28 protein-coding genes and 1 tRNA gene are annotated in these 26,286 nt (G+C 70.6%); 15 read left to right on the top strand and 14 right to left on the bottom strand.

All coding sequences use genetic code 11. From position 1 onward, the window contains the following. The first annotated feature begins 19 nt into the window (after positions 1 to 19). The 4 genes from M4I32_RS03280 (at position 20) to M4I32_RS03265 (ending at position 3,090) form a co-directional block, all read left to right on the top strand. Positions 20 to 1,420: a glycosyltransferase family 2 protein gene (locus tag M4I32_RS03280; protein WP_319033059.1), complete on the top strand. Its 1,401-nt coding sequence runs from the start codon at positions 20 to 22 to the stop codon at positions 1,418 to 1,420. 25 nt (positions 1,421 to 1,445) lie between these two features. Then, positions 1,446 to 1,519: transfer RNA gene (locus M4I32_RS03275), tRNA-Leu, on the top strand. Positions 1,520 to 1,606: 87 nt separating this feature from the next. Beyond that, complete coding sequence (locus tag M4I32_RS03270; RefSeq protein ID WP_319033058.1) at positions 1,607 to 2,176, top strand: LemA family protein; 570 nt, start codon at positions 1,607 to 1,609, stop codon at positions 2,174 to 2,176. A gap of 26 nt (positions 2,177 to 2,202) precedes the next feature. Continuing rightward, the gene (locus M4I32_RS03265; RefSeq protein WP_319033057.1) at positions 2,203 to 3,090 is read left to right on the top strand and encodes a M48 family metallopeptidase; all 888 of its coding nucleotides are present in this window, start codon (positions 2,203 to 2,205) and stop codon (positions 3,088 to 3,090) included. Positions 3,091 to 3,106: 16 nt separating this feature from the next. Here the strand turns inward: M4I32_RS03265 and M4I32_RS03260 are convergent, their stop codons facing one another. Next, positions 3,107 to 4,033, bottom strand: coding sequence for a hypothetical protein (locus M4I32_RS03260; RefSeq protein ID WP_319033056.1), 927 nt, complete (start codon positions 4,031 to 4,033; stop codon positions 3,107 to 3,109). Positions 4,034 to 4,281: 248 nt separating this feature from the next. Between M4I32_RS03260 and M4I32_RS03255 the strand changes: the two genes are divergently transcribed. Together M4I32_RS03255 and ilvA are read left to right on the top strand one after the other, a co-directional pair. After that, complete coding sequence (locus M4I32_RS03255; RefSeq protein WP_319033055.1) at positions 4,282 to 5,463, top strand: AI-2E family transporter; 1,182 nt, start codon at positions 4,282 to 4,284, stop codon at positions 5,461 to 5,463. Beyond that, positions 5,460 to 6,707, top strand: a complete 1,248-nt coding sequence (ilvA, locus tag M4I32_RS03250; protein ID WP_319033054.1) for a threonine ammonia-lyase — start codon at positions 5,460 to 5,462, stop codon at positions 6,705 to 6,707. The genes M4I32_RS03255 and ilvA overlap by 4 nt, the downstream gene beginning before the upstream one ends. A gap of 12 nt (positions 6,708 to 6,719) precedes the next feature. On the opposite strand, the gene greA is transcribed toward ilvA, so the two are convergent. Together greA and M4I32_RS03240 are read right to left on the bottom strand one after the other, a co-directional pair. Next, a complete protein-coding gene (gene greA / locus M4I32_RS03245; protein ID WP_319033053.1) occupies positions 6,720 to 7,211 on the bottom strand; it encodes a transcription elongation factor GreA in 492 nt (163 codons plus the stop codon). A 99-nt stretch (positions 7,212 to 7,310) separates the two neighbouring features. Next, positions 7,311 to 7,745, bottom strand: coding sequence for a DUF4307 domain-containing protein (locus M4I32_RS03240; protein ID WP_319033052.1), 435 nt, complete (start codon positions 7,743 to 7,745; stop codon positions 7,311 to 7,313). 74 nt (positions 7,746 to 7,819) lie between these two features. Here M4I32_RS03240 and M4I32_RS03235 point away from each other — a divergent pair, with 74 nt between their 5' ends. Then, positions 7,820 to 8,140 carry a hypothetical protein gene (locus M4I32_RS03235; RefSeq protein WP_319033051.1) on the top strand — a complete coding sequence of 107 codons (321 nt, stop codon included), beginning with the start codon at positions 7,820 to 7,822 and terminating at the stop codon, positions 8,138 to 8,140. A gap of 69 nt (positions 8,141 to 8,209) precedes the next feature. On the opposite strand, the gene trhA is transcribed toward M4I32_RS03235, so the two are convergent. Then, complete coding sequence (trhA, locus tag M4I32_RS03230; RefSeq protein WP_319033344.1) at positions 8,210 to 8,881, bottom strand: PAQR family membrane homeostasis protein TrhA; 672 nt, start codon at positions 8,879 to 8,881, stop codon at positions 8,210 to 8,212. Between the two features lie 133 nt (positions 8,882 to 9,014). On the opposite strand from trhA, the gene M4I32_RS03225 reads away from it, so the two are divergent. From M4I32_RS03225 to M4I32_RS03215, 3 genes are all read left to right on the top strand, one after another. Continuing rightward, on the top strand, positions 9,015 to 9,785 hold the full coding sequence (locus M4I32_RS03225) for an isoprenyl transferase (RefSeq protein ID WP_319033343.1): 771 nt from the start codon (positions 9,015 to 9,017) through the stop codon (positions 9,783 to 9,785). A 52-nt stretch (positions 9,786 to 9,837) separates the two neighbouring features. Next, the gene (locus tag M4I32_RS03220) at positions 9,838 to 10,950 is read left to right on the top strand and encodes an aminotransferase class V-fold PLP-dependent enzyme (RefSeq protein WP_319033342.1); all 1,113 of its coding nucleotides are present in this window, start codon (positions 9,838 to 9,840) and stop codon (positions 10,948 to 10,950) included. Between the two features lie 187 nt (positions 10,951 to 11,137). Further along, entirely contained in the window at positions 11,138 to 12,514 is a 1,377-nt protein-coding gene (locus M4I32_RS03215) for a PhoH family protein (protein ID WP_413466774.1), read from the top strand. A gap of 293 nt (positions 12,515 to 12,807) precedes the next feature. Here the strand turns inward: M4I32_RS03215 and M4I32_RS03210 are convergent, their stop codons facing one another. The 7 genes from M4I32_RS03210 to xseA all read right to left on the bottom strand — a co-directional run bounded on the left by M4I32_RS03210 (position 12,808) and on the right by xseA (position 19,375). After that, the gene (locus M4I32_RS03210; RefSeq protein ID WP_319033050.1) at positions 12,808 to 13,464 is read right to left on the bottom strand and encodes a response regulator transcription factor; all 657 of its coding nucleotides are present in this window, start codon (positions 13,462 to 13,464) and stop codon (positions 12,808 to 12,810) included. Next, positions 13,461 to 14,963, bottom strand: coding sequence for a HAMP domain-containing sensor histidine kinase (locus tag M4I32_RS03205; RefSeq protein WP_319033049.1), 1,503 nt, complete (start codon positions 14,961 to 14,963; stop codon positions 13,461 to 13,463). Before M4I32_RS03205 ends, M4I32_RS03210 begins: the two co-directional genes overlap by 4 nt. A gap of 46 nt (positions 14,964 to 15,009) precedes the next feature. Further along, the gene (locus M4I32_RS03200; protein ID WP_319033048.1) at positions 15,010 to 16,404 is read right to left on the bottom strand and encodes a class II fumarate hydratase; all 1,395 of its coding nucleotides are present in this window, start codon (positions 16,402 to 16,404) and stop codon (positions 15,010 to 15,012) included. A 47-nt stretch (positions 16,405 to 16,451) separates the two neighbouring features. Continuing rightward, positions 16,452 to 17,105, bottom strand: a complete 654-nt coding sequence (locus M4I32_RS03195; protein ID WP_319033047.1) for a carbonic anhydrase — start codon at positions 17,103 to 17,105, stop codon at positions 16,452 to 16,454. Next, entirely contained in the window at positions 17,102 to 17,743 is a 642-nt protein-coding gene (locus tag M4I32_RS03190) for a DUF4245 family protein (protein ID WP_319033046.1), read from the bottom strand. Before M4I32_RS03190 ends, M4I32_RS03195 begins: the two co-directional genes overlap by 4 nt. Next, on the bottom strand, positions 17,743 to 18,003 hold the full coding sequence (locus M4I32_RS03185; protein WP_319033045.1) for an exodeoxyribonuclease VII small subunit: 261 nt from the start codon (positions 18,001 to 18,003) through the stop codon (positions 17,743 to 17,745). Before M4I32_RS03185 ends, M4I32_RS03190 begins: the two co-directional genes overlap by 1 nt. 103 nt (positions 18,004 to 18,106) lie before the next feature. Beyond that, the gene (xseA, locus tag M4I32_RS03180) at positions 18,107 to 19,375 is read right to left on the bottom strand and encodes an exodeoxyribonuclease VII large subunit (RefSeq protein ID WP_319033044.1); all 1,269 of its coding nucleotides are present in this window, start codon (positions 19,373 to 19,375) and stop codon (positions 18,107 to 18,109) included. Between the two features lie 96 nt (positions 19,376 to 19,471). On the opposite strand from xseA, the gene M4I32_RS03175 reads away from it, so the two are divergent. From M4I32_RS03175 to M4I32_RS03165, 3 genes are read left to right on the top strand one after another with little or no spacing between them, the layout of a single operon-like run. Beyond that, positions 19,472 to 20,500, top strand: coding sequence for a 4-hydroxy-3-methylbut-2-enyl diphosphate reductase (locus M4I32_RS03175; RefSeq protein WP_319033340.1), 1,029 nt, complete (start codon positions 19,472 to 19,474; stop codon positions 20,498 to 20,500). Next, positions 20,497 to 21,078: a DUF6264 family protein gene (locus tag M4I32_RS03170; RefSeq protein ID WP_319033043.1), complete on the top strand. Its 582-nt coding sequence runs from the start codon at positions 20,497 to 20,499 to the stop codon at positions 21,076 to 21,078. Before M4I32_RS03175 ends, M4I32_RS03170 begins: the two co-directional genes overlap by 4 nt. A 40-nt stretch (positions 21,079 to 21,118) precedes the next feature. Then, positions 21,119 to 21,670: an MOSC domain-containing protein gene (locus tag M4I32_RS03165; RefSeq protein WP_319033042.1), complete on the top strand. Its 552-nt coding sequence runs from the start codon at positions 21,119 to 21,121 to the stop codon at positions 21,668 to 21,670. Positions 21,671 to 21,695: 25 nt separating this feature from the next. Here the strand turns inward: M4I32_RS03165 and fbaA are convergent, their stop codons facing one another. Then, positions 21,696 to 22,724: a class II fructose-bisphosphate aldolase gene (fbaA, locus tag M4I32_RS03160; protein ID WP_319033041.1), complete on the bottom strand. Its 1,029-nt coding sequence runs from the start codon at positions 22,722 to 22,724 to the stop codon at positions 21,696 to 21,698. A gap of 188 nt (positions 22,725 to 22,912) precedes the next feature. Here fbaA and glpX point away from each other — a divergent pair, with 188 nt between their 5' ends. Together glpX and M4I32_RS03150 are read left to right on the top strand one after the other, a co-directional pair. Then, the gene (glpX, locus tag M4I32_RS03155) at positions 22,913 to 23,899 is read left to right on the top strand and encodes a class II fructose-bisphosphatase (protein WP_319033040.1); all 987 of its coding nucleotides are present in this window, start codon (positions 22,913 to 22,915) and stop codon (positions 23,897 to 23,899) included. Positions 23,900 to 24,067: 168 nt separating this feature from the next. Next, positions 24,068 to 24,265 (top strand): UDP-N-acetylmuramyl pentapeptide phosphotransferase, encoded by a 198-nt coding sequence (locus M4I32_RS03150; protein WP_319033039.1) that lies wholly within the window; start codon positions 24,068 to 24,070, stop codon positions 24,263 to 24,265. Here M4I32_RS03150 and M4I32_RS03145 read toward each other — a convergent pair. Further along, complete coding sequence (locus M4I32_RS03145) at positions 24,249 to 25,544, bottom strand: DNA recombination protein RmuC (protein WP_319033038.1); 1,296 nt, start codon at positions 25,542 to 25,544, stop codon at positions 24,249 to 24,251. The genes M4I32_RS03150 and M4I32_RS03145 overlap by 17 nt on opposite strands. Before the next feature lie 68 nt (positions 25,545 to 25,612). Then, positions 25,613 to 26,224 carry an exonuclease domain-containing protein gene (locus M4I32_RS03140; protein ID WP_319033037.1) on the bottom strand — a complete coding sequence of 204 codons (612 nt, stop codon included), beginning with the start codon at positions 26,222 to 26,224 and terminating at the stop codon, positions 25,613 to 25,615. Positions 26,225 to 26,286 lie beyond the last annotated feature (62 nt).

The following is a 26,286-nucleotide window of genomic DNA, read 5'->3' as shown; positions in this document are numbered from 1 at the left end:
ACAGCGCGGGGCCCCGGCGATGATCGGCGATCTGTTCAGCCCGCTGCCGATCTGGGCGCAGGTGCTCTTCTGGGTCGTCTTGGGCATCATCGTCTGCTCGCTCATCTCCATCGTCACTCTGCTTGCGGCGGCGGGACGCTTCGCCGCCCTCACCCGGCGCCGCGAACGGGACGCCCTCGCCCGGCGACCGGAGGGGGCGCCGCCGGACGAATCCCGTTTTCTCTGGGTCTTCGTGGTCCCGGCGCTGAACGAAGAGGTGACGATCGCCGACAGCATCGCCCGCCTGCGCGCCACGAACGCGACCGACGCGGTGTTCCTCGTCATCGACGACGGCTCCACCGACGCCACCGGCGAGATCCTCGCATCGATCGACGACCCGCGGCTGAGCGTGCTGACCCGCACCCCGCCCGACGCGCGCCAGGGCAAGGCCGCGGCACTGAACGCGGGCTACCGGCACGTGCGCGAGCACCTGCTCACCCAGCCCCGCTACGCCTCCTTCACCGCGGATCGGGTGATCATCGTGGTCGTCGACGCCGACGGCAGGCTCGATGCGAACGCGCCGGATGCCGCGGCGCGGCAGTTCGCCGACGGCGGGGTGGGCGGCGTGCAGACGCTCGTGCGCATCTACAACCGCCGTGGATGGCTCACGTGGGCGCAGGACGTGGAGTTCTCGTCGTTCGGCCTGGTCTATCAGGCGGGCAGGTCGTGGTGGGGCACGGCGAACATGGGGGGCAACGGCCAGTTCACCCGGCTCGCGGCGCTCGAGAGCGTCGATGCGGGGGAGGGCCCATGGCGGGATCGGCTGACCGAGGACCAGGACCTCGGGGTGCGCATGATCCAGGCCGGCTGGGCGTCGGTGCACGTCAACGACGTCTCGGTGGACCAGCAGGGCCTGAACTCGGTGCGCCGGCTGTATCGCCAGCGTGTGCGCTGGGCGCAGGGCGCGTGGCAGGCGTTCAGCCTGCTCGGCGGCGTCGCCCGCCCGCGTCTGCCGTTGCCGGCGCGGGTGGATGCCGTCTGGTACCTGCTCACGCCCGCGCTGCAGCTGCTGACGGGGGTGGCTTTCGTCACGTCGATCGTGCTGGCGCTCGCGGAGGGGTTCACCTATCGGCCCACCCACTGGTGGGTGCTCGTCTTCTTCATCGGCCTGTCCTTCGGGCCGGGCGTGGCGTCGCTCGCGCTGCGGGGGCGCCGCTGGTGGTCGCCGTTCGCCGCGCTGGTGCTCGTCATCCCCTACACGCTCTATTCGTGGGTCGTCTTCCCCGTGCTCGCCGTGGCCCTCATCCGGCAGGCGGCGGGTCGCACCTCGTGGGCGAAGACGGCTCGCGAGAGCACGGGGCCGGCGACGGACGGGTCGGCGGGCGCAGCGTCGGAGCACGCGGCACCGGCGGCATCCGCCCGCGTCGGCGATACTGAGTGAGGCGCCACCGACTCGACAGCGCGGCGCCCCCGTAGCCCAATCGGCAGAGGCAGGCGACTTAAAATCGCTTCAGTCCGGGTTCGAATCCCGGCGGGGGCACGGCTCCCGCCCGCGGATGCTCGGCGGGCGGTCAGCCCCGCTCGGTAGGATGGGCGGGTCCGCTTCCGGTCGTGCAGGAGAACTCCAATGTGGGAATGGCTCATCCCCGTCCTGATCGTCGTCGCGCTCGTCGCGATCGTCGGCATCTACCTCTGGGCGACGTACAACTCGCTCGTCCAACTCAAGATCCGCGTCGATGAGGCGTGGAGCGACATCACGGTGCAGCTCAAACGCCGCGCCGACCTGATTCCACAGCTCGTCGACACGGTCAAGGGCTACGCCGCGCATGAACGCGGGGTCTTCGAGAACGTGACGAAGGCGCGGGCCGAGACGATGTCGGTCGAGACGCCCGCCGAGGCGGGGGTCGCCGAGGGTCACATGCAGCAGGCGCTCAAGTCGCTGTTCGCCGTGGCCGAGGCATACCCGCAGCTGCAGGCGAGCCAGAACTTTCTGCAGCTGCAGCAGTCGATCGTCGACACCGAAGACAAGATCCAGGCCTCGCGCCGGTTCTACAACGGCGGCGTGCGCGAGCTCAACACCAAGATCCGCGTCTTTCCGAACAACCTCTTCGCCCGCAACCTCGGATTCACCGAGCGGGAGTTCTTCGAGGTCGAGGACGGCGCGGCGATCTCCGAGCCGCCGCGCGTGCAGTTCTGATCCGTCCGGTCGGCTAGAGGGGGCGCGTGTACTCGGCCATCGCGCGCAACAAGCGCAACACATGGTTCATCCTGATCGGCTTCGTGCTGGTGCTCGGCCTGCTGGGTCTTGTCGGCGGCTGGCTCGCCGGCAACAACTGGTGGATCACCGGGGGCGTCGTGATCGGTGCCGGTGCCTACGCCGCCTTCCAGTACTTCTTCGCCGGACGTGAGGCGCTCGCCATGGCCGGGGCGGTGCAGATCGAGAAGTCCGATGATCCGCGCCTCTGGAACACGATCGAGAACCTCTGCATCACCACCGGCACGCCGATGCCCAAGGTCTACGTCGTGGAGGACGACGCTCCCAACGCCTTCGCCACAGGGCGCAAGCCCGAAGAGGCCGCGATCGCCGTGACCACGGGCCTGCGCCGCATCATGACCGATCGGGAGCTCGAGGGCGTGCTGGCGCACGAGCTCGCGCACATCCGCAACTACGACATCCGGGTCTCGCTGCTCGTCTTCGGCCTGGTCGTCGCCGTCGGCCTGATCGCCGACATCCTCATGCGCATGGCCTTCTTCGGCGGCATGCGCCGGGGCGGCAACAATCAGGCGCAGCTGGTGTTCATGCTCTTCGGCATCGTCGCCGCGATCGTCGCGCCGCTGCTGGCGGGTGTGGTCCAGGCGGCCATCTCGCGGCAGCGCGAGTACCTCGCCGACGCCACCGGCGCGCTGACCACCCGCGACCCGGAGGGCCTGGGATCGGCGCTGGCGAAGCTGCAGGAGCACGCGCAGCCCATGCGCAAGGCGAACTCGTCGATGGCGCACCTGTGGATCTCGAACCCCTTGCGTGCGAACTCGCTGAACCGGCTCTTCGCGACGCACCCGCCCATCCCGGACCGCATCGAGCGCCTGCACGAGATCGGCGGACGCTTCTAGCCGCTCGCGCGCGCCCTCACCAGACCTGCAGCACCATCTCGTCGCCGGCGAACAGCAGCGCACCGCGCACGGTCCAGTCGTCGTCACGATAGGTGACGGATGCCGGGGCACCCTCCCGGTCGGTGCCGGTCACCGTCACGACGTAGTCGCCGCCGGTGGCGAGGAACGAGGAATCCTCGGCCGCGAGCTCGAGCTGCGGCATCCGGTCGATGCGGTAGGCGAAGTCGTCCGCCGTCGCGAGCTCGGCTCCCCACGGGATGCGGATGCCGCACCCCTCGGGCACGCTCGCCGCACCGCCGGCGCAGTCCTCGAGATAGTCCTCCAGCCCGCTCTGCGCGAGCGGCTGCGCCTGGTCCGTGACGTCCGGTTCGATCGTGATCTCGCTCTCGTCGCCCGGCAGCGCGACGGTCTCGGCGCCGCCGCTCAGCACCTGGGCGGGCGCGGGAGAGACGGGGTATCGCGCGGGCAGCACCGCGACGGGCTCGCCCGCGACGACGAGGGCATCGCCGAGCCGCACGGCATCGCCGCGCGTGGTCCCGGCGGTCACGGCCGCCAGGGCCTCCCCGCCCAGCACCCATCCGTCGTCCTCGCGCACCAACGGCACCTCGAAACTGCGGCGCTCGCCGCCCAGGTCCGCGGAGGCGCGCACCGCCACGCGGCCCGCGCGCTGCTCACCGACCTCTTCGACGCGCGGTTCGGCGATCGTCTCGCTCGCCCCCGCGTAGGCGGCCGTGAGCACGTCGCGCTCGTCGGCCGACAGCTCGTCCGGCAGCATCCGCTCGATCGACGTCACATCGGATGCCGCGAGAGCCTCGAGATACCGCGCCGCGGCGTCGCGGGCGCTCGGCGGCTGCGACAGCAGCCACCACGCGATCAGCGCGGCAGCGATGCCGGCGACGACGACTCCGCCGCCGACGAGAGCGAATATCCTGCCGCGTGTCACGGGTCCACCGTAGCCGGGCCGGGCGCGGTCGGGCGGCCGGCGCAGGGGCGTGCGTGCGTGAGGACTTTCGCGCGAGGCGAGGACTTTCTGCGTGCGAGAGGCCTCTTGTGGCGCGAGAGTCCTCCTCTCGCGCGGGGGCGCGGGAGCCATGCGGCGCGCCGTGCCGCGACGGGCCGGGTTCCCGCTTGCGCGGGCGCCTGATCCCGTCGATGCCGACGGCCGCATGGTGCGGCTCCTAGAATTGGCGCGTGAACGAATCCGCGCCCCCGCCCCGCCGCCGGCTCGCCGACGCGCTGCGCGAGCGCACGGTGACGTCGGATCTCACACCCGCCATCCCGCGCGGCCTGCGTCTGGCGACGGCATATGCCTGGCGCTTCCTGGTGATCGCGGGTGCCGCGGCCGTCGCCATCTTCCTGATCATCCAGCTCAAGCTGCTCGTCGTCCCGCTCCTCATCGCGATCCTCCTCACCGCGCTGCTCTGGCCCGGATTCACCTGGATGCTGCGGCACCGCGTGCCGCGCTGGATCGCGATCGTCGTCGCCGTGCTGGTCACCCTCGCGATCGTCAGCGGCCTGATGTGGCTCGTGATCTGGCAGGTGTCGAGCGAGTGGGCGAGTGTGCAGGGGCGCACGGTGGACGCCGTGCTCGAGCTGCGCCAGTTCCTCATCGACGGCCCCCTGCACCTCACCCCGCAGCAGATCGACGTCTGGCTCGCGCAGGGCTGGCAGCTGGTGCAGCAGCAGGCCGAGCTGCTGCTCTCGGGGGCCGTGGCCTTCGGGTCCACACTCGGGCACGTCGCGGCCGGAGCGCTGCTGGCGCTGTTCATCCTGCTCTGCACGCTCGCCGACGGCGGCGGGATCTGGCGCTGGACGGTGCGCCTGTTCCCGCATGATGCCCGTCCCGCCGTGGACGGCGCCGCCCGTGCCGGGTGGAAGACCGTCGTCAACTACGCCCGCACGCAGCTGCTCGTCGCCACGATCGACGCCGTCGGCATCGGTCTCGGCGCGTTCCTGCTGGGGGTGCCCCTCGCGATCCCCATCGCCGTGCTCGTGTTCCTCGGTGCGTTCGTGCCGTTCATCGGAGCGATCGTCACCGGGGCCGTCGCCATCTTCCTCGCGCTGGTCTACAACGGCCCGTGGATCGCCTTCTGGATGCTGGTCGTCGTCCTCGTCGTGCAGCAGCTCGAGAGCCATGTGCTCCAGCCGCTGCTGATGGGGTCGGCGGTCAAGGTCCACCCGCTCGCCGTGGTGCTGGTCGTCGCGGGCGGCGCGATGATCGGCGGCATCCCCGGCGCGCTGTTCGCCGTTCCCCTCGCGGCGTTCGTCAACGTCGTCGCCGTCTACATCGGCCAGCGAGGCTGGGAGAGACCGGGCCCCGTCTCTGCCGATCTGATCTGGAGCACCGTTCCCCGAACCAGGAGGTCTCGATGACCGTTCCCGATGTCGCTACCGATCTGCCGACCCTGGCGGAGTTCGAAGACGCCGCGCAGTTCCTGAGCGACGTGATCGGCCACACGCCGCTGGAGTACTCGAAGCACCTCACAGAGGTGCTCGGCGTGCCGGTGCGGCTCAAGCTCGAGAACCTGCAGCGCACGGGGTCCTTCAAAATCCGTGGCGCGGCATACCGGCTCAGCCGGCTCACGGCGGAGGAGCGCTCCCGCGGGGTCGTGGCGGCATCGGCCGGCAACCACGCGCAGGGAGTGGCTCTGGCGGCGCAGGAGCTCGGCATCCCCGCGACGATCTTCATGCCCATGGGCGTGCCGGTCCCCAAGCTGCTGGCCACGCGCGGGTACGGCGCCGATGTCATCCTCGAGGGCGACACGGTGGAGACGCCCCTGCGGCTCGCGAGCGAGTTCGCGGAGCGCACCGGAGCGGTGCAGATCCACCCGTTCGATCACCGCGACATCGTCGTGGGGCAGGGCACCCTGGGGCTCGAGATCGTGGAGGACATGCCCGAGGTCGAGACGGTGCTCGTCGGCATCGGCGGGGGAGGGCTCATCGCGGGTGTCGCCGGTGCGGTGAAAGCGCGGGCGGCCGCGGCGGGCCGCACCGTGCGTGTCATCGGGGTGCAGGCCGAGAACGCGGCGCCCTATCCCGAGTCCCTCGAGCAGGGGCGACCCGTCGAGGTGCAGACCAGCCCGACGATCGCCGACGGCATCATGGTCGGGCGCCCCGGCGATGTGCCGTTCGCGATGATCCGCGAGCTCGTCGACGAGGTCGTGACCGTCACCGACGACGACATCGCCCGGGCCATGCTCGTGCTGCTCGAGCGCGCAAAGGTCGTCGTCGAGCCCGCGGGAGCCGTCGGCGTCGCCGCGATCCTCGCCGGCAAGGTTCAGCCGACGGGGCCGACGGTCGCCGTGCTCTCCGGTGGCAACATCGACCCGCTGCTGCTGCAGCGCGTCGTGGCGCACGGCCTGGCGGCATCCGGTCGCTACATGACGATGCGCATTCCTCTGCCCGACCGGCCCGGCCAGCTCTCCCGGGTGTCCGAGCTGCTCGCCGAGGCGGGCGCGAACGTCATCGAGGTGCTGCACACCCGGCATGGCCAGGGGCTGCAGATCAGCGAGGTCGTCTTGCAGATCAGCGTTGAGACGCGGGGCGAGGACCACAAGGTCCTGACGCTTGCGACGCTCGAGAGCGCCGGATTCCGTCCGATGGTCGTGCCGGACTGACCTGGTTCGCGCTCAGCGGCCGTCGTAGGTCTCGACGGCGATGATCTCGACCGGGATCTCCCGGCCGTTCGGCGTCTCGTAGCTCGAGGTGTCGCCCTCGCGCAGACCCAGGATGGCGGCCCCCAGGGGGCTCGCCTCGCTGTAGACATCCAGCTCGGAATCGCCGGCCAGCTCTCGGTTGGCCAGCAGGAAGCGCAGTTCACGGCCGGCGACCTTCGCGCGCACGACGGTGCCGGGCTGCACGACCCCGCCGGAGTCGGGGGCGTCTCCCACGGATGCCGACGCGAGCAGCTGCTTGAGACTGTGGATGCGTGCCTCTTGGCGGCCCTGTTCGTCCTTCGCGGCGTGGTACCCGCCGTTCTCCTTCAGGTCACCCTCTTCACGCGCCGCCTCGATGCGCTTGGCGATCTCTTCGCGGCCGACCGTCGAGAGCTGGTCGAGCTCTGCCTTGAGACGGTCGTACGCATCCTGGGTGAGGAAGGTGACCGGTGCGTCATTCGACACGGTTTCTCCTTCGTTCGAGGATCGGGCGCCGATCGCTCGGCGCAGAGGGCTGGATAGACCAAAACGCCCCGGCAACCTGCCAGGGCGTCGATCAGGAGTTTAGGCGACCCAGCACGCGTTCACCAAACCTGTCGTCGCGAGTGCCACCGTCGGCACACTCTCGCGAAAACTCCGGGTCGTCTCGCCGTTCGGCGGGTAGACGAAGACGCGCCAGCCCACGACGCCGAACTCCTCGTCGAGGGCCTCGACGGCGCAGGCGATGGCACGATCCGCCGGTCCGCTGGTCTGGAAGGCGACCTCGACGCTTCGTTCGTCCGTCACCTCGTATCCGAGGTCGTCGGCCCGCACGCTGCCCTGCGAGGTGGCGAGGGCGAACCAGCCGACCACGACGGCCGCGACCGTGATCGCCGCGACGCCCGCGATCACGCGGACACGGCGACGCTGCGGCGTGCGGCCATAGCGCAGGTCGAGTCTCGAGGGTTCGGCGCGGGAGCGCGCCGAGAGGGGTGGGGGCGCGGGGGAGGAAGCGGTCACGGGAGCTTTCGTGGCGGGCGGTAGGCTGGAATCTCCAGGCTACGCGCTGTGCGTGCGGGGAGGAGGGCATGCCGATGATCGCGTCTGCGACGACCGCGATCGCCTTCGCGGCGATCCCTTCCGCCATTGGCACGCCGTCGCCGACGACCCCGCCCGACGAGCTGGTGACCCCGGGCTTCGCCGGATTCGCCGTCATCGTCATCCTGGTCATCGCGGTCATCGTGCTGATCGCCGACATGCTTCGGCGCGTGCGCCGCACCCGCTACCGCGCCGAGATCGACGAACGCCTCGACGCCGAACAGAACCAGGGCGCGGGCACGAGCGAAGAGTCGGCGGCGGATGACGCCGAGCCTGACGGCCCCGACGGCGGTGCCGCCGGTCCGTCCGGACGTTGAGCGGGCGCAGCGAGACGAAGTGCCCCCGGGCGTTGAGCGGGCGCAGCGAGACGAAACGCCGGATGCCGCTCAGCGGTTGTAGATCGGGTCGAGGGCGATCAGCAGCGCCGCCGTCCAGTGGCAGAGGAACGCCAGCACGGTGCAGACGTGGAAGATCTCGTGGAAGCCGAAGTGCCCCGGCCACGGGTTGGGTCGCTTGAGGGCGTAGATGACCGCACCCGCGGTGTAGAGCAGGCCGCCGACCAGCACGAGAACCATCATCGCCACGTTGGCCTGCATCAGATCGACGAGGTACATCACGGCCGCCCAGCCGAGTGCCACGTAGAGGGCCACGTAGAGCAGCCGGGGCGCCCCGATCCAGAACACGCGGAAGAGGATGCCGAGCAGCGCACCGCTCCACACGATCGTGAGCAGGAGCGTTCCCTTGGCCGGCGGCAGCGCGAGCACGGCGATCGGCGTGTAGGTGCCGGCGATCAGCAGCAGGATGTTGGCGTGGTCGATGCGCTTGAGCACCGCCCTCGTGCGCGCGCCCCAGTCGAAGCGGTGATAGAGCGCGGAGTTGCCGAACAGCAGCAGGGAGGTGGCCATGAACACGGCAGAGGCCCATTTGGCGGGGGCCCCCTGCGCCAGGACGATGAGCACGATCCCCGCCGCCACCGCTATCGGGAAGATGGCCGCGTGGATCCAGCCGCGCCAGGTGGGCCGGATCTCGACGTTCGCATCGACGTCGGCGGCATCCATGAGCGGCAGCGCGGGCACCTCGGGTGTGCTGTCGTGCTCGGAGTGCGTCACCCTTTCAGCGTACGGCTGCGCGGATACGCTCAGGGGCACATGAGCGTCGCGGTAGTAGCGTAGATCCGTGAGCGGACGCCGGATGAACGAGGGCCGAGGGCCCCTGTACCGGCTGTACATCACGCGGCTGCGACGCGCCCTCCGCGCGGATGCCGTGCCGCACCACGTCGCGATGATGATCGACGGCAATCGGCGCTGGGCGCGGCAGCTCGGCTACTCGTCCGCGGCGCACGGGCACCGGGCCGGCGCGGCGAAGATGCGCGAGTTCCTGACGTGGTGCGACGACGTGGGCGTGCGGGTCGTCTCGCTCTACCTGCTCTCGCACGACAACCTGGCCAAGCGCGACTCGCGCGAGCTGCACGACCTGCTCGAGATCATCGCCGAGCTCGCCGAGCGGGTGTCGGGGGAGCGGGACTGGCGGATCAAGCACGTGGGCCGGGCGGCGGGGCTCCCCCCCGATCTGGCGCGGGTGCTGGCCTCGGCCGAAGACCGCACGAAGGCCAACACGGGCATGCACGTCAATCTCGCGGTCGGCTACGGCGGGCGCAGTGAGATCGTCGACGCCGTGCGCAGCATCATCGCGGCCCACCACGTCGGCGGGGGCTCGCTCGAAGAGCTCGCCGAGAGCCTGACGCCGGAGCAGATCGGCGAGCACCTGTACACGGGCGGTCTACCCGATCCCGACCTGGTGATCCGCACCTCGGGCGAGCAGCGCTTGTCGGACTTTCTGCTGTGGCAGAGCGCCCACAGCGAGTTCTACTTCGTCGAGGCGCTCGGACCGGATCTGCGCGAGGTGGACTTTCTGCGGGCGATCCGCGACTACGTCACGCGCGATCGCCGGTTCGGCGGCTGACGCCGGCGCCGCCGCCGGTCGGCGCCATGCCAGAATATGAGGCGTGGGGAGCATGGAGGAGTACCGGGCGAGCTTCGACCTCGAGCCCGGATACCTCGACTGGGCCGTCTTCGGCCCGCTCTCCGACGCCGTGCGGCAGGAGGCCCTGGCCGATGTCGAGCTGCTTGGCACCGGACGGCGCGCCGGCATGGAACTCGTGCGCGAGCATGCTGCCGCCGCCTCCGCGCTGGTCGCCGAGATGGTGGGCGGGCGTGAGGACGCCGTGGTGCTGCAGCCTTCGACGACGGACGGGCTCATGCAGGCCGTCTTCGGCGTCACGGGCGGCATCCTGCTCTCACGCACCGAGACCCCGGCGCTCACCGTCGCGGTGACACGCGCCGCCGAGGCCCTGCACGTCGTCGATCCGCAGTGGGTCGACCCGCCGGCGGGGTACCTGACGCCCGAGGTCGTCCGCGACGCCCTGACGCCCGCCACCCGAGCCGTCGCGGTCAGCCTGGTCGATCACCGCACGGGATACCGGGCCGATCTGTCGGCGCTGCGCGAGGTGATCGGCGAGCGTCTCCTGATCGTCGACGCCGTGCATGCGTTCGGCGTCGTGCAGGCGGACTATGCCGCCGCCGATGTCGTCTGCGGCGCGGGACACACCTGGCTGCGCGCCGGCCGGGGCACGGGATTCGCATGGTTCGGCGATCGTGCGCGCGACGAGCTGACGCCCGTCTTCTCCGGCCGGGCAGGCACCGTGCGCGAGCCGACGACGGATTCCGTTCCCGCGGCCGCGGCGGCGCCGCGCGGCTTCACGGTCAGTGCGCCCGACCAGATGGCGGCGGCCCGGTTGGCCGCCGGTCTGCGCGAGGCCCAGCAGGTCGGAGTCCCCCTCATCGAGGAGGCCCTGGTCGCCCGCACGGGAGAGCTGCTGCAGCTCGCCGATCGTCACGGCCTGGCAACCCTCACCCCGCGTGACGCAGGACGCCGGGCGGGAATCGTCACGCTCGTGCCGGGCGCCGACGCCACCGGTGCGCTCGCAGCATCCCTCGTCAACCACGGCGTGACCTGCACGACACGGGCCGGCGCCGTGCGTGTGTCGGCACACGTGGGCACCGGCGCCGAGACGCTCGGGATGGTCGAGGGCGCGCTGGCCTCGTTCAGCCAGCTGCGCGGGTGGTGACGAGCGAATTTACCGCCCCGTAACCTCGCGCGGGGCGTGTCGGATACACCCGCGGTGAGCCGCGGTCGTACGTTCATCACATCGGGCAAGGCGCCCGGTCGAGTCGGCCACGATCGAGTGCGACTCGCGACCTCTTGAGTGGCCGAACTCGCGGATACCGGGGATCCACCCGGGTCGGGAGCAGGCTGTGACCACGAGGGCATCGCACCACCAGCACATGTCGACGGCATCCGCGCACGAGCCGTCGCCGCACGACGAGGGCGAGGCGGCGCAGGATCTGCGCTGCTACGTGCTCGACACATCCGTGCTGCTTTCGGATCCGCGGGCGTTCTTCCGCTTCGCCGAGCATTCCGTCGTCATCCCGGTCGTCGTCGTCACCGAGCTGGAGGGAAAGCGACACGACCCCGAGATCGGCTACTTCGCGCGGCAGGCGCTGCGCCACCTCGACGACCTGCGCATCGCGCACGGCCGCCTCGATTTTCCCGTTCCGGTGGGCAGCGGCGGCACGCTGCGCGTGGAGCTGAACAACACCGATCAGACGGTGCTGCCCTCGGGGATGCGGCTGCACGACAACGACAGCCGCATCCTGGCCGTCGCGATGCACCTGGCTCAGGACGGTCAGGACGTCGTGGTGGTGTCCAAAGACATGCCGATGCGCGTGAAGGCCTCGTCGCTCGGCATCCCCGCCGAGGAGTACCTCGCCGAGCAGGCGGTCGACTCGGGCTGGACGGGCATCGCGGGCATCGACCTCTCGGGCGACGACATCAGCGACCTGTACGAGAGCGAGGTGGGTTCGCACGAGAGCGTCCTCGGTCTGCCGGTGAACACGGGGCTGATCATCCAGTCGGAGCGGGGATCGGCGCTGGCGCGGGTCACGGGCGAGGGGGAGTACCGCCTCGTGCGCGGCGACCGCGACGTGTTCGGGCTGCACGGTCGCTCGGCCGAGCAGCGCATCGCCATCGACCTGCTCCTGGACCCCGAGGTGGGGATCGTCTCGCTCGGCGGCCGGGCGGGGACGGGCAAGTCGGCGCTGGCGCTGTGCGCCGCTTTGGAGGCCGTGCTGGAGCGGCAGGAGCAGCGCAAGATCATCGTCTTCCGCCCGCTGTTCGCGGTCGGTGGGCAGGAGCTCGGCTACCTGCCGGGCGACCAGACCGAGAAGATGAACCCGTGGGGGCAGGCCGTCTACGACACGCTCGGATCGGTCGTCTCGCCGAACGTGCTCGACGAGGTGATCGAGCGCGGGCTGCTCGAGGTGCTGCCCCTGACGCACATCCGCGGGCGATCGCTGCACGACGCCTTCGTGATCGTCGACGAGGCGCAGTCGCTCGAGCGCAATGTGCTCCTCACCGTGCTCAGCCGGATGGGGCAGAACTCCCGCGTCGTGCTCACCCACGACGTCGGGCAGCGCGACAACCTGCGGGTCGGCCGGCATGACGGCGTCGCGTCGGTCATCGAGACGCTCAAGGGTCATGGACTGTTCGGACACGTCACTCTGATGAGGTCGGAGCGCTCCGCCATCGCGGCGCTCGTCACCGAGCTGCTGGAGGCCGGAGAGCTCGCCTGATCGGCACGCCTACGCCACATCGCCGGCATGAGAGAAATCTCATGCCGGCGATGTCGTGATCTCATGGGCGGCGTTGATCCTGGGTGAAGACAACTTCACACATCCCCGCGCACGCGGGACCATGACCGCCGCTGTCCCCCCGGGCATGCGGCAGGTGAAAAAAGTCAATCCCGTCCCCCTCCCTTTCGACGGGATTGCCCAAGGCGAGAGGCCCCCAGCTCACCGCCTTCCCAGCCCCCGGCGTTCCCCCAACGTCGGGGGCTTCTCCGTTCGAGCCGAGCCGGCCGGAGCCGCTACTGCCAGCGGTATCCCGCACCGCGCACGGTCGCGATGCGGTCCGCGCCGAACTTCGCCCTCAGGTACCGCACGTACACGTCGACGACGTTCGAGCCCGAGTCGAAGTCCATCCCCCACACGCTCGAGAGCAGCTGTTCACGGCTGAGCACCTGGCCCGGATGCCGCAGGAACTGCTCCGCGAGCGCGAACTCGCGGGCGGACAGGTCGAGGTCGCGGCCGCCGACCCGCGCGCGACGCGTGAGCGGGTCGAGACTGATGTCTCCGTGCGCGACCCCTACGCCTCCGGGCGAGACATTCTCGCGCAGGCGGGAGCGCACGCGCGCCAGCAGCTCGTCGAACTTGAAGGGCTTGGCCACGTAGTCGTTCGCGCCGGCATCCAGCCCCTGCACGGTGTCTCGCGTGCTGCTGCGCGCCGTCAGCATGATCACGGGCACGGTCGCCCCCTGGCCCCGCAGGTGCCGCAGCACCTCGAATCCGTCCATTCCGGGCAGCCCGACATCGAGCAGCACGAGGTCGATGTCGGGCCCGAGGGCGAGTTCGAGGGCTTCGTCGCCGTTCTCGACCACCGTGGCGGTGTAGCCGGCCGATTCGAGCCCGCGCGCGACGAACGACGAGATGCGCGGCTCGTCTTCGGCGATGAGGATGCGGGTCATCCGGTGGCCTCCCTTTGCGATACGACGTCGCCGGCACGCACGGGAGAGGGCAGCGTCTCACCCTGATGCCGCGAGACGGGGATGTTGATGGTGAACGTGGCGCCACCGCCCGGGGTGTCGGTGACCACGCAGGTGCCCTGGTGGGCCTTGGCGATCGCATCGACGATCGCCAGTCCCAGACCGGAGCCGCCGACGGTGCGGTGGTCGGCGCGCGCGAAGCGGTGGAAGATGCGCCGACGGGCGGCGGGAGCGATGCCTGGTCCGTGATCACGCACCCAGAGGTGGGCGCTCGTGGCATCGACGTCGCTGCCGACCTCGATGGGCGAGCCCTGCGGCGTGTACTTGGAGGCGTTGTCCGCCAGCTGCAGCCACGCCTGCAGGAGCCGGTCGTTGTCGGCCTCGATGAGGCCGCGTGCGGAGCGGGCGACGCGCCAGGGGTGCCCGGGGATCGCCTCGATGAGGTCGCCGAGCCGCTCCGTGAGCTCGCCGACCTCGACGGGCACGAACGCGAACTGGTCGGCCTCCGCCGACGAGAGCAGGTCGATGTCCTCGACGAGTCGCGTCATGCGGTCCAGTTCGGCCATGCCGATGTCGCGCGTGCTCGCGACATCCGACGGGCTCGACACGTCCATCATCTCGAGGTGTCCGCGCACGATGGTGATCGGCGTCTTCAGCTCGTGCCGCACGTCGTCGAGCAGCTGGCGCTGGCTGTCGATCGAGGTCTCGAGCCGGTCCAGCATCAGATTCACGGTGCGGCTGAGGTCCGAGATGTCGTCGTTGCCGGCTTCGGGCAGGCGCGCCCGCAGATCGGTCGGCGTGATCGCGTCGGCTGTCTCACGCATGCGCCGGATGGGTGAGAGGATGCGCCCCGCGACGAACCAGCCGACGATCCCCATCGCCGTGAGGGTCGCCAGCGCCGACGCGGTGTAGGTCAGAAGCGACAGCGTGACCGGGCGCAGCTCTTCGGTCACGTTGACCGCGCGGACGAAGACGCCCTCGCGCGGATCGGCGGGGGTCGCCACCGGCACGCTGATGTAGCGGATGTCGCCCGCCTCCGTGGCCGTGCTCGCGATGACGGCGCTGCCGGCTTCGGCGGCCTCGGCCGCCGTCTGCACGAACGCGGGATCGTCGGCGAGCTCCTCGCTCAGCGACGACGTGGTGCGGAAGTGGACTTCGCCGTCGATGACGCCGAAGGACGCCTCGTTGCGGCCGGGGATGAGTCGCGAGACGGCCGCGCGCAGGTACTCCTCCATGCCCGCGAACTCGTCGACGGAGCGCACCCCCGCGTCCGGTCCGTCTTCGACGATGACCTGCAACTGCGCCACCTCCCCCAGTGCCCCGACGAGCGACGTCAGTCTCTCGTCGATCTCCGTCAGCGTCCGGTCGCGCTGTGCGACGAACGTGACGGCGCCCACGATTGCGAACCCCAGTGCCGCAACCGCGAGAATGGCGCCCACGATCAAGGCCTTCGCCGGTATGGGTCGCCGCTCGCGCGTCATGTCGACATTATCGTGCCGCACGCCCGTGCGGCGCACGGCGCGCTGATCACCCCGGGTGCGTCATCGACAACAGGTCGAGCTTCTGATCGAGCTGCTCGAGGGTCAGTTCGCCGCGCTCGACGTATCCCATCTCGAGTACGGCCTCGCGGATCGTGATCCCCTTGGCCACGCTGTGCTTGGCGATCTTGGCCGCCGCCTCGTATCCGATCAGCTTGTTCAGGGGCGTGACGATCGAGGGCGACATCCCGGCGAACGCCGCCGCGCGATCGAGATTCGCCTCGAGTCCGCGGATGGTCTTGTCGGCCAGCACGCGCATGGTGTTGGCGAGAAGCCGGATCGACTCGAGCAACGCCGTGCCCATGACGGGGATCGCGACATTGAGCTCGAAGGCGCCGGACGCGCCGGACCAGGCGATCGAGGCGTCGTTGCCGATCACGCGCGAACAGACCATCAGCGTGGCTTCGGGGACGACCGGATTGACCTTGCCGGGCATGATCGACGAGCCGGGCTGCAGATCGGGGATGTGCAGCTCGCCCAGCCCGGTGTTGGGGCCGGACCCCATCCAGCGCAGATCATTGTTGATCTTGGTCAGCGACACGGCGATCGTGCGCAGCGCCCCGGAGGTCTCGACCAGCGCGTCGCGGTTGGCCTGGGCTTCGAAGTGGTCCTTCGCCTCGGTGATCGGCAGCTCGGTCTCGGTGGCCAGCAGCTCGAGCACCTTCTCGGGAAAGCCGGCCGGGGTGTTGATGCCGGTGCCGACCGCGGTGCCACCGAGGGGCACCTCGCTGACACGAGGGATCACGGACTGCACCCGCTCGATGCCCAGGCGCATCTGCCGGGCATACCCGCCGAATTCCTGCCCCAGGGTCACCGGGGTGGCGTCCATGAGGTGGGTGCGTCCGGACTTGACCGCGTCCTTCCACAGTTCCGCCTTCTCTTCGAAGGCCACCGCGAGGTGATCGAGCGCGGGGATCAGGTCGTCGATGAGCTCCTGCGTCACCGCGAGGTGCACGGATGTCGGGAACACGTCGTTCGAAGACTGCGAGGCGTTCACGTGGTCGTTGGGGTGCACGGGAGAGCCGAGGGTGCGCGACGCCAGGGTGGCGAGCACCTCGTTCATGTTCATGTTCGACGACGTGCCGCTGCCGGTCTGGTAGACGTCGATCGGGAACTGATCGCCGTGCTCGCCCGCGATGACCTCGTCCGCCGCGGCAGCGATCGCGTCCGCGACGGCGGCGTCGAGGGTGCCGAGCTGCTTGTTCGCGAGTGCGGCCGCCTTCTTGATGCGGGCCAGGGCCTGGATCTGCGACGGATCGAGCGGATCTCCCGAGATCGGGAAGTTCTCGACGGCGCGCTGCGTCTGGGCGCTGTAGAGCGCGCGGGCCGGCACGCGCACCTCTCCCATCGTGTCGTGCTCGATGCGGTACTCGGTGTCGGTCACGTCGTCGTTCCTCCCGTGGTTGTGCGTGGGTGTGGCTTGAGGGCGGGTCAGTCGGCGTCGGCGGCGGGGCCGACGATGATCTCGGGCACGGCGGTGCCCTCTTCGAGCCGGTAGTTGGCCCCGACCACGGCGACGCGGCCTTCGGCCACGGCCTCGCTGATCATCTCGGACGCTCGCAGAAGCTCTGCGACCGTGTTGCGCAGATGCACGCGGCCGACCTCCATGGGATCGAGCGCATCCGGCGAGACACCCTCCGTCGCACCCGCGGCCAGAAGTGAGCGCGCGGCGGGGACGATCGGTGCGATCTGACGCCAGATCAGCGGCGGGAGCACGGGGGCGTCGGGCCGCGTGCTGTCGATGGCCGCGCCCACGGCACCGCAGGCGTCGTGGGCGAGCACGACGATCAGCGACACGTCCAGCACGGCGACGGCGTACTCCAGACTGCCGACCACCGAGTCCGAGATCACCTGACCGGCATTGCGCACCACGAACAGGTCGCCGAGCCCCTTGTCGAAGATGATCTCCGCCGCCAGGCGCGAGTCGGAGCAGCCGAAAAGCGCCGCGCGCGGCTTCTGCGCGGCCGCGAGTTCCGTACGGCGCTCGACGTCCTGACGGGGGTGCCGGGGCTCGCCGGCGACGAATCGCGCGTTGCCGCGCTTCATCTCGGCCCAGACGCGGGCGGGGGTGGGGCGTTCGCTCATGAGTCAGCGCTCCGGAGGATGTCGATCTGGGCGGTCAGCGTCGCGGCGATATCGCGAACCGTCTCGGGTGCCGCCGACCCGTACACGAGCACGTAGTCGGCACCGGCCTGGGTTCCGAGAGCGAAGGAGATGTTCGCGGCGGAGGAGGGGTCGTCGGGTTCGAAGACGTCCCAGCTCACTCCGTCGATGGTCACGACGCCCTCGGGGGTCGTTCCGAGCAGCGTGCTGCGCGCCCAGGCGTCGTCCACGTCGAAGGCCTGCGCGACACGCAGGAAGCCGTCCTGAGGGGGCGCGTACACGATCGTCCACTCCGTCGTTCCCGCGGTGTCGCCTTCGACGCCCGCGGCGTTCACCCGCCAGTCGGCGGGGACGACGGGCACGACGATCTCGCGGCCGTAGGCCTCGGCGGCGGCCGACGCGAGCGGAGCGGGGTCGATGCTCTGCGTCTGCGGGGCCTCGCCGCGCGGCACGGCGAGCACGACCACCACCACGACGGCGAGCGTGGCCAGCAGGGCGGCGATGAGGTTGCGGAAGGACTGACTCGATCGGTACACCCGCGACGACTCCGCCTTGCGAGCCGCCTCCTCTTCCGGCGTCTCGGGCCGGCCGAGCTCCGCGACGACGCGCCCAGTGGGCATCAGGTCGTCACCTCGGGCGAGCCGCCGGTCGTCCCGTCAGCCGTGGCCGTGCCATCGGTGGTCGCACGAGCGGAATCCAGCCGTCGCTTCGCGCCCACGAGCCATTCCTCGCAGCGCTGCGCGAGATGCTCGCCTCGTTCCCACAGGCGGAGCGATTCCTCGAGGGTCGGCGACCCCTGCTCCAGCTGAGCGACGACGCGCTGAAGCTCGTCGCGAGCCTGTTCGAACGAGAGCGCCGCGGTATCGGCCTGCTCCGTCATGGGCACCATTCTACGGGGGTCGACGACATCGCCCGGGACGGTTCCCCCGCACTGCCGTCACCGCATCCATGGCGCGCCGGTGCCGCGATCACGTCTGCCGCCTTCACGCTGGGCGCTCTCCCTCGGAGCGCGCCGCGAACGCGCCGCGCGCAACGGTCACAACGAGCGGGGCATCGGCGGGAGCCTGCGCGGCATCGCGCACGATCCCCTCGCCGCCCTCGACGATGGCGTAGCCCCGCTCGAGGGTGTGCTGTGGGCCGATCGCCCGCAGCGTCGCCCGCAGCTCCGCCAGCTCCCGCTCGGCCGCTGCCAGGCGCCGGTCCGAGGCGGCGCGGGCCCGGCCGACGGCCTGCTCCAGCCAGGCCGCGCGATCCTGCAGCATCCGTTCCGGGGCGCGCAGCACGGGTCTCGAGCGCAGCTGCTCGAGCTGGGCGATGTCGTGCGAGATCCGCTGCGTCAGCCGCAGCGTCGCGCGCCCCCGCAGCTGCTCCACGAGCGCCCGCTGCTCCGACACGTCCGGCACGACGCGCTTGGCCGCATCCGTGGGTGTCGAGGCGCGCATGTCGGCCACGTCGTCGAGCAGCGGGTGGTCGTTCTCGTGCCCGATCGCGCTCACGATCGGGGTGGATGCCGCAGCCACCGCCCGCAGCATCCGCTCATCGCTGAACCCGAGCAGGGTCTGCGGGTCGCCGCCGCCGCGCGCGATGACGATCACGTCGACATGCGGATCCGCGTCCAGCCGCTGCAGCGCGGCGATCGTCTCGGGAACGCACCGGTCGCCCTGCACCGCGGCGTACTCCGTGCGGAAGCGCACCTGCGGCCACCGCAGCTCCGAGTTGCGATGGATGTCGCGCTCGGCGTCGGAGCGTTCCCCCGTGATCAGGCCGATGAGGTGCGGCAGAAAGGGCAGCGGCTTCTTGCGGGCCGCATCGAACAGCCCCTCCCTGCGCAGCTGCGCCCGCAGCCGCTCGAGCTTCTCGAGCTGGTCGCCCAGACCGACGTGGCGCATTGACGAGACGCCGAAGCTGAAATCGCCGGTGCGCACGAAGTAGTCGGACTTGACGCACCCGACGACGTGGTCGCCGACCTTCAGATCGGCGGGCAGACGCTGGCGGGTGCTCGACCAGATGCGGAAGGACAGCGACGCGTCGGTGCCCAGGTCCTTGAGCCGGCCGAACACGTGCCCACCGCGCACGTTCCACGACGTGATCTCGCCCTCGACCCAGACCGACCCCCACTTGTCGACGAATCCCTTGATGGTCTCGTTGAGCCGCGACACCGACGTGGGCGCGGCAGAGGTGGACTCGCGCGGCGAGACGGAATCGGGCGGGGGTGCCTGCGCGCCCTCCGGCACGGGCTGGAACGTCGTCATCGTCTCCTTCGCGGGCTTCGCGGGCCGCGGTCGGGCCCGCATCCAGGCGGCGGCCGTAGACTCGGGAAGGTGAGCACCTCCACCGTCAGTATGCCCATGCCCCGCGTCCCGGGGCGCTCCGGGCAGCTCAAGGATATCCCGGTCCAGGGACACAAGCGGGTCCTGCTCGCGGCGCCGCGCGGCTACTGCGCGGGCGTCGATCGTGCGGTGATCGCCGTCGAGAAGGCGCTGGAGCGATTCGGCGCGCCCGTCTACGTGCGCAAGCAGATCGTCCACAACGTGCACGTCGTGGACGAGCTGGAGCAGCGCGGGGCCGTCTTCGTCGACGAGGTCGACGCCGTTCCCGAGGGCGCTCATGTGGTCTTCAGCGCACACGGGGTCTCGCCGGCTGTCGTGTCGGCGGCATCCGATCGCGGTCTCCAGGCGATCGATGCGACCTGCCCGCTCGTGACGAAGGTGCACCGCGAGGCGGTGCGCTTCGCGCGGGACGACATGGAGATCCTGCTGATCGGGCACACGGGGCACGAGGAGGTCGAGGGAACGGCCGGAGAGGCGCCCGACCACGTCACCGTCGTGAACTCGCCCGAAGAGGCGGCGACCGTCGAGGTGCGCGATCCCTCGAACGTGGTGTGGCTGTCGCAGACGACGCTGTCGGTCGACGAGACGATGGAGACCGTGCGTCGGCTGCGCGAGCGCTTTCCGAACCTGCAGGACCCGCCCTCCGATGACATCTGCTACGCCACCCAGAACCGTCAGGTGGCGATCAAGAAGGTCGCGCAGGACGCCGACCTCGTGATCGTGGTGGGTTCGGCGAACTCATCCAACAGCGTGCGCCTGGTCGAGGTCGCGCTCGAGTACGGCGCCAAGGCCGCCTACCGCGTGGACTACGCGGACGAGGTCAAGCAGGAGTGGCTCGACGGCGTCGAAACCGTCGGCGTCACCAGCGGCGCATCGGTGCCGGACGTGCTCGTGCAGGAGGTGCTCGCCGACCTTGCGGGCGCCGGCTACGCGGACGTCGAAGAAGTGCGCACCGCCGAAGAGGACCTGATGTTCTCGTTGCCGAAGGAGCTGCGGCAGAGCCCGGGCGAGGGCCGCGGCGGTCGCCGCGAGAGGGCGAGCGCGTGAACGACGCAGCCGACCGTCCGAGGCCGGCGCCGCAGTTCGGCGAGTACGCCACCCCCGAGCAGCAGCGGGAGCGGATCCAGCAGCCGGATGCCTCGTGGGCGATCGATTCGGGCAACGCGCCGGACGACGCCGAGCGCACAGCTCCGGCGGCTGCTGTCGCAGCCGATGAGAGGCGGGAGCCCGCGGGGCGCGTCATCTCGCCGCGCACCCGCATGGTGGACCGGGTGCTGACCATCGGGTTGCTCGTCTATGGGCTGTTCACGGTCCTCACGACGATTCCGGCGCTCACCGACTACGGCACGTACTCCGAGACCCTGCTCGAGATGCTGGGAGTGGATGCCGAGGTCGCCGACCCCGCCGCCGGCCAGCCCTGGGCGATCGCCGCCGCGCTCGTGCTGGGCCTGGGCTGGTTGATCACGGCGGCCGCATCCTGGGGCTGGCTGCGCCGGGGCCACATGTCGTTCTGGATCCCGCTCGTCGGCGGTGTGCTGTTCACCGCGATCTCGAGCGTGCTGCTGATCGTGCCGCTCATGAACGATCCCGACGTCTGGAACGCGCTCGTGGGCGTCATCGGCTGACGCAGCGCTTTCTCCTGCGGGGTGCTCGTACGATGAACGCATGCCCCGTCTTCTCGCCGTCTGCGCCGTCGCCGAGCTGCGTCCCGATTCCGGGAGCCTGGGCGTGACCGCCATCGACAAGCGTCCGCTGGAGGGGGCCGTGCGCGTCGGCCCCTACGGGGTGCGCGGCGACGTGCAGGCCAGTCGCAAGCACCACGGCGGACTGGAGCAGGCCGTGTACGCCTACGCCCAGGAAGACGCCGACTTCTGGGCCGCCGAGCTCGGGCGCGATCTGCCCGCGGGCTTCTTCGGCGAGAACCTGCGCACCGAGGGGTTCGATGTCAACGCAGCCGTCGTGGGGGAGCGGTGGCGGGTCGGCGACACCGTCGAACTCGAGGTGACCTCACCCCGCACGCCCTGTCAGGTCTTCGCGCGATGGGTGGGAGGACCGCACGCGCGCGACTGGGTGCGGCGGTTCTCGGACGAGCGCCGGCTGGGCCCCTACCTGCGGGTGCGGCGGTCGGGCGAGGTGCGTGCGGGCGACCCGATCGAGATCGTGCACCGCCCGGAGGGCGCCCCGACGGTGCTCTCGCTCTACCGAATGCCTGCCTGAGCGTTCCCGCCGGAGCGCCGCGGCGTCAGCTCTGCGATTTGCCGTGCGAGCCCAGCTGCTTGGTCGCGGCGACGACGCGGGCGGCCATCGCGGTCTCGGCGATCTTGCCCCAGGCGCGCGGGTCGTAGGCCTTCTTGCTGCCGACCTCGCCGTCGATCTTGAGCACGCCGTCGTAGTTCTGGAACATGAAGCCGGCGATCGAGCGAGTGAACGCGTACTGCGTGTCGGTGTCGATGTTCATCTTGACGACGCCGTTGGCGACGGCGAGGTTGATCTCGTCGTCGGTCGAGCCGCTGCCACCGTGGAAGACGAGGTCGAGCGGCTTCTCGCCGGTGCCGAACGCGGCGGCGATGCCCTCCTGGATCTCGCCGAGCAGCTCGGGGCGCAGCTTGACGTTGCCGGGCTTGTAGACGCCGTGCACGTTGCCGAACGTCAGGGCCGAGATGTAGCGGCCGTTCTCGCCGAGGCCCAGGGCCTCGACGGCCTTGGTGACATCGGCGACCGTCGTGTAGAGGGCCTCGTTCGAACCCTCGTGCGTGACGCCGTCTTCTTCGCCGCCGACGACCCCGATCTCGACCTCGAGGATCGCGTTGATGTTCTTCATGCGCGGCAGCAGGTCCTTCGAGATCTCGATGTTCTCGTCGAGGGGCACCGCCGAGCCGTCCCACATGTGCGACTGGAAGATGGGGTCGCGTCCCGCCTTCACCTCTTCTTCGGATGCGGCGATCAGCGGCATCACGAAGCCGTCGAGGGCGTCCTTCGGGCAGTGGTCGGTGTGCAGCGCGACCGTGATGGGGTAGTTCTTCGCGACCTCCGTCACGTAGCGGGCGAAGGCGAGTGCGCCCGTCGCGCGGGCCTTGACCGTGTGGCCGGCGAAGTAGTCGGCACCGCCGGTCGTGACCTGCAGGATGCCGTCGGAACCGGCTTCGGTGAGGCCCTGCAGCACGGCGTTGATCGTCTGCGAGCTCGACACGTTGATCGCGGGGTAGGCGAAGCCGCCGGCCTTGGCGCGGTCCAGCATCTCGGCGTACTGATCGGGGGTTGCGACGGGCATTGTCGAGCTCCTTCGGATCGATGGCGTAGCGCTGTCACTCTATCCAAACCGCGCGTCTGCGCCCACGCCAGCGCACCCCGTGGACGGGACCGCCCTCGTCATGACGTCTCGTTAAGAACGTCGATTCCTTCGGCGATGCGGACGTGAAAGGCCAGGTGCGCGAAGACCGCCCTGGATAGGCTGACCCCATGGTGAGCATCACGGGCGACATGAGTCCCCTCCATCCCGACCGCAACCTGGCCCTCGAACTGGTGCGCGCGACCGAAGCCGCCGCGATCCGCTCGGTGCCCTTCATCGGGCGCGGGGCCAAGGAGGCCGCCGACGGCGCCGCCGTGGATGCGATGCGCGCCTTCCTCGGAACCGTGGCGTTCGACGGCGTCATCGTGATCGGCGAGGGCGAGAAGGACGACGCGCCGATGCTGTTCAACGGCGAGAAGGTCGGCACGGGCAAGGGCCCCCAGTGCGATGTGGCCGTCGACCCGATCGACGGCACCTCGCTCACCGCGGCGGGCCGCAACAACGCCCTCTCCGTCATCGCCGTGTCCGAACGCGGCACGATGCTCGACGCCTCGAGCGTGTTCTACATGGACAAGATCGTCACCGGTCCCGAGGGCGTGGGCGTCGTCGACATCCGCCTTCCCGTCGGTGAGAACGTGCGACGCCTGGCCGAGGCGCTCGGCAAACCCGTCGACGAACTGGTCGTGTCGGTGCTGAACCGCCCGCGGCACGAGAAGCTGATCGCCGAGATCCGCGAGGCCGGTGCGGGCACCCGCCTGATGACCGACGGCGACGTGGCCGGCGGCATCAATGCGGCCCGCCACAACGCCCGCACGGACATGTGCATCGGCATCGGCGGCAGCCCGGAGGGCATCGTCACGGCCTGTGCGATCAAGGCCCTGGGCGGTCACATCCAGGGGCGGCTCTGGCCGCGCGACGACGACGAGCGCCAGCGCGGTGTCGATGCGGGTCTGAAGTTCGACCATGTCTACGAGGCCGACGAGCTGGTCGACAGCAAGAACACGATCTTCGTCGCGACCGGCGTGACCGACGGCCAGCTGGTGGCCGGAGTCCGCCGGGACGGCGGGTTCGTCTACACCGAGAGCGTGGTGCTGCGCGGAGCCTCGGGAACCCTGCGGCGGATCACGTCGGAGCACCTGACCTCGAAGTGGCTCTGATCGGCCGACCCATCGGTGACGGCGGTGCGGGGCCTGCGCGGGCGCGACCTGATCGTTACACCGCCGGCGCGCGATCGTCTGAGACAATGAGTGGCGTTGGTCTGAGACGATGGATGCGGCGCGCGGTTCTGTGCGGCGGATTCTGAGACGCACACGAGGGTGGTACGCATGAGCACGGCAGAGGAACCGAGAACCGGGGCGATCGCCGTCGTCGCGGATGCGGTGGACCCTGCACGACGCAGCGACGTCCTGCTCCGCGTCCGGCGCGAAGAGGGCCACGAGGTCAGCGCCTGGTGGCTCGTGGGCGCGTTCGTGGTCGTGTCGGGTACCGTCGTCGCGCTGATGAGCCTCATTCCCGGGACGTAGCACTCCGCGAAGCCGCGGGCGTCCCGCTGTCTCCGTCCTCGGGCGTGCGGGCGTCTGCCTCATCGTCCGCGAGGCGTCGGCGCAGCTCATCGAGGCCGGTGGCCGCGGGCGGCGTGGCGGTCTGTTCGGCCGATGCGAGCGGTCGAGTGGGAACGGCGACCGGCGCGGGTTCGGCAAGCAGCTTGGAGTCGTCGATGCCCGGGAACTTGCGGGCGGTGGCCAGCACTCGGGTCTCGAGCGACCCGGCGAAGGCGTTGTAGCTCTCGACGGTGCGCTCGATCGAGCGCCGCAGGGCATCGGCGTGACCGGCGAGGACGCCGAGCCGGTCGTACAGGGTGTTGCCGAGTTCGAACAGCTGCTTCGCTTCGGCCGAGACGTCCTGCTGCGTCCAGGCGAAGGAGACCGTCTTCAGCACCGCCCACAGATTGACGGGCGAGGCCAGCGCGACCCGCTGCCGGAACGCGTGGTCGAGCAGCGCGGGGTCGGTGTCGAGCGCGGTGGCCAGCAGCGATTCGTTCGGGATGAAGCAGACGACGAACTCCGGCGCCGCATCGAGTCCCTTCCAATACGCCCGCTTCGCGAGCGCGTCGATGTGCGCGCGCACCGCACGCACGTGTGTGCGCAGCAGCTGTGTGCGGCGATCGGCATCCGCTCCCGTCGCCGTCTCGGGGATCGCGACCGCCTCGAGGTAGGCGTCGAGGGGGACCTTGGCGTCGATCGGCACCGAGGCCCCGCCGGGCAGCCGCACGACCATGTCCGGGCGGCCGCGCCCATCCTCGCCGGTCAGCGCCGTCTGCACCGTGAAGTCGACGTGCCGCGTCAGGCCGGCCGCCTCGACCACGCGCCGCAGGGCCGCCTCGCCCCACAGACCGCGAGTGCCGGTGGAGCGCAGCGCCCCTGCCAGTGACTCCGTGGTGCGGCGCAGCTCCTCGTCGGACTCGAGCGACATGCGCAGCTGCGCGGCGATGGTGCCGTACTGCGCGCCGCGCTCGCGTTCGAGCTCGGCGACCTGGCGCTGCATGGCCTGCAACGACTCGCGCACGGGCGTGAGCGCCTGCAGCACCGCCGCGTCGGAGCGTTCGCGGTCGGCCCGCTCGGCCTGCGCCGACCGTTCCTGCGCGAGCTGCTCCCGCAGCCCGCCGACGAGCGACTCCGCGCCCTCGGCGCGGGCCCGGGCGGCACCGAGGTCGCTCGCGGAGCGCGCGCCCCGGGCAAGCCAGCCGATCGCGCCCCCGATCAGCGCGGCGACGGCGGCGAGGGCGAGGAACGCAGCATCCATGTCGTCATCGTGTCAGCACCCGGCGACATCGGTCATGGGCCGCGCCGACCGAGCCGGGGCCCCGTCGCTCAGGCGACGCGCGCGGCGCGAGGCGTCCGCGCGGTCACGGGGGCGGCGGCCAGATGCGAGAGCCGGATGCCGGATGCGTCGACGAGCGTCGGCACGTCCGAGGCGGTGTGGCGCCGGGCGGCGTCGATGACGATGCGGGCGCAGGCCTCGGCATCCGCCGCGGCATCGTGGTGCACGAAATCCGCGCACCCCGCGGCCGCGGCGACCAGGGGCAGGCGGTAGGAGTCGAGGCGGTAGGTCTTGCGGGCCAGCTGCACCGAGCACAGGTAGCGGTGCGGCGGGCAGGTGTCGCCGGTGGTGTCGCACGCGCGGCGCAGCACGTTCATGTCGAAGCCTGCGTTGTGGGCCACGAGCACGTCGGCGCCCGCGAACGCGCACAGCCGGTCGAGCTGCTCACTCCAGGTCGCGGCATCCGCCACGTCGCGGGCCCGGATGCCGTGGATGCGGGTGTTGAAGGGTGAGAACTCGTCGTGGCCCGCGGGTGGGCGGATGAGCCACGAGGCCCGAGCGACGACGCGGGCGTCCCGCACCCGCACGAGGCCCACGGCGCACGCCGAGGCCGGGCTGGCGTTCGCCGTCTCGAAGTCGATGGCGGTGAAATCCAGGGGCACAGCGCCACCCTGCCCCGAGGGCGGATCGGCGCGAGGCAGGCGCGCCGCCGGGAAGCGGTATC

This window comes from Microbacterium sp. LRZ72, assembly GCF_033792225.1.
In the GTDB taxonomy this organism is placed as follows: domain Bacteria; phylum Actinomycetota; class Actinomycetes; order Actinomycetales; family Microbacteriaceae; genus Microbacterium.
This window is presented reverse-complemented; position numbering and strand designations above follow the sequence as displayed.